Here is a 6,884-nt window from a genome sequence, read left to right as displayed (position 1 = left end):
GCCACAAGGGCCCCCCCTACGGCGAGGGTGGAGGATAGCTGCCGCGGGCCGATGAGGGCAGAAGGCGAATTGCCCCGCAGGGGCAAGAGAGGCCGTCCTGGGGTGTCGGCCCCTACGGAGGATATCTTCAAGGGCTGTAATGTAGGGGCGGGGCTTGTCCCCGCCCGTGGAGCCGGAAGGCTCTGGTTTTGACTCCAAAGCGCCGCAAGGGAGGGAACCCCATGAAAGAGATCGCCCTCTATACCCTGGATATCGCCCAGAATTCCATCACCGCCCAGGCCAGGCGCCTGGACATCACCCTGACGGAGGAGGGGAAGACCATCACCCTTTCCATCCGGGACGACGGCACGGGCATGGCCCCGGAGCTGCTGGCCCGGGTGAGCGACCCCTTCACCACCACCCGCACCACCCGATCCATGGGGCTTGGGCTGCCCCTGCTGCGCCTGGCGGCGGAGCAGACCGGCGGCTCCCTGTCGATTGAAAGTGCGCTGGGGGTTGGCACCGCCGTCACCGCCGTTTTTGTCGCCTCGCACATCGACTGCCCCCCGGTGGGGGACATGGCCGGCACGATCACCCTGCTCATCCAGGGCGCGCCGGAGCTGGAACTGCACTATACGCACCGGAGGGGGGACGCCCTGGCCCGCCTGGACACGAAGGAGCTGCACGCCCTGCTCGGGCCGGAGCTCTCCCTGGCCGAGCCGGAGCTTGTCCTCTGGATCCGGGATTACCTACAGGAACAGGAAGCGCTGTTACAAGAACAGAAGGGGATGTAAAACCATGAAAAGTCTAGCGGAGCTACAGGCCATCCGTGATAAGATGCGCCAGCAGATTGATTTGCGGGACTCCGGGGACGACCGCATCCGCGTGGTGGTGGGTATGGCCACCTGCGGCATCGCGGCGGGAGCCCGCCCGGTGCTCAACGCCTTTTTGGAGGAGGTCGCCAAGCGGGAGCTGAAAAACGTCACCGTGTCCCAGACGGGGTGCATCGGCGTGTGCCGGCTGGAGCCCATTGTGGAGGTGTACGTGCCCGGCCAGGAGAAGGTCACCTACGTAAAGATGACCCCCGACAAGGTGGCCTCCATCGTCAGCGAGCATCTGGTCAACGGCCGCGTGGTGACCGAGTACACCATCGGCGCGGCGGAATGAGGGAGGGCGTGAGATGAGCTTGATTCGTTCCCATATTCTGGTCTGCACCGGCACGGGCTGCACCTCCTCCGAAAGTCCCAAGATCATCGCGGAGTTTGAAAAGCAGTTGGCCGCCCAGGGCATGGACAAGGAGGCCCAGGTGGTGCGCACGGGCTGCTTCGGCCTGTGCGCCCTGGGGCCCATCGTCACCATCTACCCCGAGGGGGCCTGCTACACCCACGTGACGGTGGACGACGTGGAGGAGATTGTCTCCGAGCACATCGTCAAGGGCCGCATCGTCAAGCGCCTGCTCAACAGGAACGAGGGGGGCGACGGCCCGGCCACCTCCCTGGCCGAGACCCGGTTCTACAAGCACCAGCACCGCATCGCCCTGCGCAACTGCGGCGTCATCAACCCGGAGAGCATCGACGAGTACATCGGCGTGGACGGCTACGCCGCCCTGGGTAAAATCCTCACCGAACACATCCCGCCCCAGCAGGTCATCGACACGGTGCTGGCCTCCGGCCTGCGGGGCCGGGGCGGCGCGGGCTTCCCCACGGGCAAAAAGTGGCAGTTCACCGCCGACGCGGTCAGCCCCGACGGGGTCAAGTATGTGTGCTGCAACGCCGACGAGGGCGATCCCGGCGCGTTCATGGACCGCTCGGTGCTGGAGGGCGACCCCCACACCATTCTGGAGGCCATGACCATCGCGGGCTACGCCGTGGGGGCCCACCAGGGCTATATCTACGTCCGGGCCGAGTACCCCATCGCCGTCAAGCGGCTGGAGACCGCCATCCGGCAGGCCAAGGAGTACGGCCTGCTAGGCAAGAACATCTTCGACTCCGGCTTTGACTTCGATCTGGAACTGCGCCTGGGCGCCGGTGCCTTTGTCTGCGGCGAGGAGACCGCCCTCATGCGCTCCATCGAGGGCCACCGGGGCGAGCCCAAGACCCGCCCCCCTTTCCCGGCGGTGAAAGGCCTGTTTGACCGGCCCACCCTGCTCAACAACGTGGAGACCTACGCCAACATCACCTGGATTTTCAACCACGGCCCCGAGGCCTACGCCGCCATCGGCACCGAGACCAGCAAGGGCACCAAGGTCTTCGCCCTGGGCGGCAAGATCACCAACACCGGTCTGGTGGAGGTTCCCATGGGCACCACCCTGCGCACGGTGGTGGAGGACATCGGCGGCGGCGTGCCGGGCGGCAAGAAGTTCAAGGCCGCCCAGACCGGCGGCCCCTCCGGCGGCTGCATTCCTGCCTCCCTCATCGACACCCCCATCGACTACGAGTCCCTCAGCGCCATCGGCTCCATGATGGGCTCCGGCGGCCTCATCGTCATGGACGAGGACAACTGCATGGTGGACATCGCCAAGTTCTATCTGGAGTTCATTGTGGACGAGTCCTGCGGCAAGTGCTCCCCCTGCCGCATCGGCACCAAGCGGCTGCTGGATCTGCTGACCAAGATCACCGAGGGCAACGGCGAGCCGGAGGATCTGGACACCATCGAGGAGCTGTGCCACCACATCAAGCAGTCCGCCCTGTGCGGCCTGGGGCAGACCGCCCCCAACCCCGTGCTCTCCACCCTCACCCATTTCCGGGAGGAGTTCGAGGCCCACATCTACGAGAAGCGCTGCCCCGCCGGGGTGTGCAAGGCGCTCATCCAGTACATCGTGGACCCCACCAAGTGCAAGGGCTGCACCCGCTGCGCCCAGGGCTGCCCCACCGGCGCCATCTCCGGCGCGGTGCGCGCCCCCCATATCATCAACCAGTCCAAGTGCATCAAGTGCGGCGCGTGCATGGATCACTGCCGCTTTGATGCCATCTACAAGCAGTAAGGGAGGGAACGGACATGGACGAAAAGATGGTATCTCTGCGCATCAACGACATCCCCGTCACCGTTCCCGAGGGCTCCACGGTGCTGGAGGCGGCCCGCTCCGCGGGCTTCAACATCCCCTCGCTGTGTTTCCTGAAGGACATCAACGAGATCGGCGCCTGCCGCATCTGCGTGGTGGAGGTGAAGGGAGCCAAGAGCCTGGTGGCCTCCTGCGTCTACCCCGTGGCCGAGGGGATGGAGGTCTACACCAACACGGAGCGGGTACGCAAGTCCCGCCAGCTCACCCTGGAGCTGATCCTCTCCAACCACCGGATGGACTGCCTCACCTGCTCCCGCAACAGCCACTGCGAGCTGCTCCAGCTGGCCGGCGACCTGGGCATCGACGCGGTGCGGTACGCCAACGACAACATGCCCCCCCAGATTGAGGCCTCCGCCCCCCACCTGGTGCGGGACAACTCCAAGTGCGTCCTCTGCCGCCGGTGCACCGCCGTGTGCCGCAAGACCCAGGAGGTGGGGGTCATCGGCCCCAACGACCGGGGCTTCCACACCCACATCGGCTGCGCCTTCGACCGGGATCTGGCCGAGGTGGACTGCGTCTCCTGCGGCCAGTGCATTGTGGCCTGCCCCACCGGCGCTCTCTCCGAGAAGGACGACACCGCCCGCGTGCTGGCCGCCCTGAACGACCCCGCCAAGCACGTGGTGGTGGGCCCCGCCCCCTCCATCCGGGTCACCCTGGGCGAGTGCTTCGGCCTGCCCATCGGCACCAACGTGGAGGGCAAGATGGTCACCGCCCTGCGCCGCCTGGGCTTCGACAAGGTGTTCGACGTGGACACCGCCGCCGACTTCACCATTCTGGAGGAGGGCACCGAGTTTTTAAGCCGCCTCAACGGCGGCGGCACCCTCCCCCTCATCACCTCCTGCTCCCCCGGCTGGGTGCGGTATATGGAGCAGCACGCCCCCGACATGATCCGCAACATCTCCTCCTGCAAGTCCCCCCAGCAGATGTTCGGCTCCCTGGTCAAGACCTACTACGCCGAGCAGGCGGGCATCGATCCCCAGGACATCTTCGTGGTATCCATCATGCCCTGCACCGCCAAGAAGTACGAGGTACTGCGGGAGGAGCAGCGGCTGCCCAACGGCTGCATGCCGGTGGACGTGTCCCTCACCACCCGGGAACTGGGCCGCATGATCACCCAGGCCGGCCTGCTCTTCGAGCACCTGCCCGACGGGTCGTTTGACCCCATGCTGGGCGTCTCCACCGGCGCGGCCGCCATCTTCGGCGCCTCCGGCGGCGTCATGGAGGCCGCCCTGCGCACCGTGGTGGAGCAGCTCACCGGCGCGGGCATGGCCCCTCTGGAGTACAAAGAGGTCCGCGGCATGGAGGGAGTCAAGGAGGCCAGCTACGAGCTGCCCGGCAAGACCGTCCGGGTCTGCGTGGCCTCCGGCCTGCACAACGTCAAGCGGGTGCTGGACGGCATCCGGGACGGCTCCCTTCAGTACGACTTTGTGGAGTTCATGGCCTGCCCCGGCGGCTGCATCAACGGCGGCGGCCAGCCCATCCAGCACGCCAACGTGCGCAACTTCACCGACATCAAGGCCCTCCGGGCCGCCGCCCTCTACAGGCAGGATGAGGGCATGACCTACCGCCGTAGCCACGAGAACCCGGTGGTGCAGAAGGTCTACGCCGACTTCCTGGGCGAGCCCGGCAGCCACAAGGCCCACGCCCTCCTCCACTGCTCCTATATCAAGCAGAAGCGCTACCGCGTGTGACGCAAAATCCCTCCCCCGCCGAAAGGCGGGGGAGGGATTTTATGCTCTTGACAGTCCGGATTATAATAAGGTTAGAACTTACAGACAGAAAGGACATGTCCTATGAATCAAGCGAGACTAGCCCGGGTGCTCCGCAACATGGAGCGGGACGGACTGACCCAGATTGTAATCTCCTCCACCGCCTCGGTGTACTACCTGACGGGGTACTGGGTGGAGCCGATGGAGCGGATGCTGGCGCTCTATATCCGCGCCGACGGCACGTGCCGGCTGTTCGCCAATACCCTCTTCGCCCTGGAGCCCCAGGAGGGGCTGGAGCTGGTGCTCCACCAGGACAGCGACGAGCCCACGGCGGCGCTGGCCGCCGCCCTCCTCCCCGGCACGCTGGGGGTGGACAAGGCCTGGCCCAGCAAGTTCCTCATCGCCCTTCTGGCCGCCCGGCCCGACGTGACGCCGGTGCTGGGCTCCGCCCCGGTGGACGACGCCCGCAAGTACAAGGACGCCGACGAGATCGCCGCCATGCGCCGCGCCTCCCAGATCAACGATCAGGTGGTGGAGGCGGCCATCGCCGCCGTGAAGGCCGGCGCGGTGGAGAGCGAGCTGGCCGCCTATGTGGAGGGCCTCTACCGGCAGCACGGCGCCGACCGCTCCGGCGAGGGGCAACTGGTCTGCTTCGGCCCCAACGGCGCCGATCCCCACCACGCCCCCAACGGGACGGTGCTCCGGGACGGGGACAGCGTGGTTCTAGACATTTTCATCCCCATCCGGCGCTACTGGTGCGACATGACCCGCACGGTGTTTTTCCGCTCGGTGAGCGACGAGGGCCGGCGGGTATATGAGACCGTCAAGGCCGCCAATCTGGCGGCCGAAGCCGTCATCCGCCCCGGCATCCCGATGAAGGACATCGACCGGGCGGCCCGGAAGCTCATCGAAGACGCGGGCTACGGCCCCTTCTTCACCCACCGGCTGGGCCACGGCTGCGGCCTGGACTGCCACGAGCCGCCGGACAACAGCGCCTCCAGCCCCGCCGTCGCCGAACCGGGGATGGTCTTCTCCGTGGAGCCGGGCATCTACCTGCCGGGCAAGCTGGGCGTGCGCATCGAGGATCTGGTTCTGGTCACCGAGGACGGCTGCGAGGTGCTCAACCACGCCTCCAAGGAGCTGCGCGTGGTGGACTAAACACAAAGCTCCCCCGGCATTGCCGGGGGAGTTTTACTTCAGTCCAGGAACTGGATGCCGCCGCCGATAACGCCGTCGCCGATATAGACGCTGAGGGTGGCGTCCATGACCCCCTCCCAAAAATGCTCGTAGTTGGGAAACTCGGCCTTCAGCCGGGCCGCAAACTCCGCCATCTCCTCCGGCGCGCCGCCGTTGGCCACGGCCAGGTTGTACCGTCTGCCGGATCGGAACCGGGCCCTGAGCAGCTCCAGGATCTTGTCCTGCACCTGTCTGCGGCCCCGCACCTTGGCGATGCTCTGGAGCTGTCCGTCGTCCGAGAAGGTGATGATGGGCTTGATGGACAGCATGGTGCCCGCCAGGGCGGTGATGCGGCCGATGCGGCCGCCCCGGCGCAGGTACTCCAGGGTGTCCACCGAGAAGAAAGGGAAGGTGTTTGCCACCAGATGGGGCGCCCGCTCGTGCACCAGGGTCTCCCAGGAGGTCCCGGACAGGATCTCCTCCCAGAGCTGAAGCACCATGATGCCGATGCCCAGAGAACCGCTTCTGGAGTCAAAGACGGCGATCTCCAGATCGTCCCGCTGTCCGGCCTGGAGGCGCACCATGTTGTAGGTGCCGGACAGGCCGGAGGAGAGCATGACGGCGATCACCCTCTCGTACCCGTCGGCACGGATTTGATCCAGCGTGTCGCTGACCACGCCGCCCTCGGGCAGCGAGGTGCGGGGCAGCTCTCCCCGGTGGAGCCGCTCATATACCCCCTCGGCGGTGATGTCCACCCCGTCGGAGTACTCGCCGTCCTCACAGCGGATTTTCAGCGGCACCACATAGATGGGCTTACCCTCCCGCATCGGGGCGGGCAGGTCCGCCGTGGAGTCGGTGAGCAGCGCAATCTTTTCCGGATTTGACAAGGCAATCATCCTATTCTATAATCAGAGTGGCAAAAACCGCATAACATCGTTATGTCACTATTATAGCGGCTG

6 protein-coding genes are annotated in these 6,884 nt (G+C 66.2%); 5 read left to right on the top strand and 1 reads right to left on the bottom strand.

Annotated features, from left to right (window positions below; genetic code table 11):
- Positions 1-221: 221 nt before the first annotated feature.
- From ACESY8_RS15795 to ACESY8_RS15775, 5 genes are all read left to right on the top strand, one after another.
- The gene (locus ACESY8_RS15795) at positions 222-773 is read left to right on the top strand and encodes an ATP-binding protein (protein ID WP_054339563.1); all 552 of its coding nucleotides are present in this window, start codon (positions 222-224) and stop codon (positions 771-773) included.
- 4 nt (positions 774-777) lie between these two features.
- Complete coding sequence (locus ACESY8_RS15790) at positions 778-1,146, top strand: (2Fe-2S) ferredoxin domain-containing protein (RefSeq protein ID WP_007493698.1); 369 nt, start codon at positions 778-780, stop codon at positions 1,144-1,146.
- A 13-nt stretch (positions 1,147-1,159) separates the two neighbouring features.
- Complete coding sequence (locus ACESY8_RS15785) at positions 1,160-2,962, top strand: NADH-quinone oxidoreductase subunit NuoF (protein ID WP_007493696.1); 1,803 nt, start codon at positions 1,160-1,162, stop codon at positions 2,960-2,962.
- A gap of 14 nt (positions 2,963-2,976) precedes the next feature.
- Positions 2,977-4,731, top strand: coding sequence for an NADH-dependent [FeFe] hydrogenase, group A6 (locus tag ACESY8_RS15780; RefSeq protein ID WP_054339562.1), 1,755 nt, complete (start codon positions 2,977-2,979; stop codon positions 4,729-4,731).
- 102 nt (positions 4,732-4,833) lie between these two features.
- Positions 4,834-5,907: a M24 family metallopeptidase gene (locus tag ACESY8_RS15775; RefSeq protein WP_054339561.1), complete on the top strand. Its 1,074-nt coding sequence runs from the start codon at positions 4,834-4,836 to the stop codon at positions 5,905-5,907.
- 38 nt (positions 5,908-5,945) lie between these two features.
- On the opposite strand, the gene ACESY8_RS15770 is transcribed toward ACESY8_RS15775, so the two are convergent.
- Entirely contained in the window at positions 5,946-6,821 is an 876-nt protein-coding gene (locus ACESY8_RS15770) for a DegV family protein (protein ID WP_257592411.1), read from the bottom strand.
- Positions 6,822-6,884 lie beyond the last annotated feature (63 nt).

Origin of the sequence: Clostridium sp. ATCC BAA-442 (assembly GCF_964239415.1) — a bacterium.
GTDB lineage: Bacteria > Bacillota > Clostridia > Oscillospirales > Oscillospiraceae > Flavonifractor > Flavonifractor plautii.
Note: the sequence above shows the minus strand (reverse complement) of the source record. Positions and strands in the feature narration are given on the sequence as shown.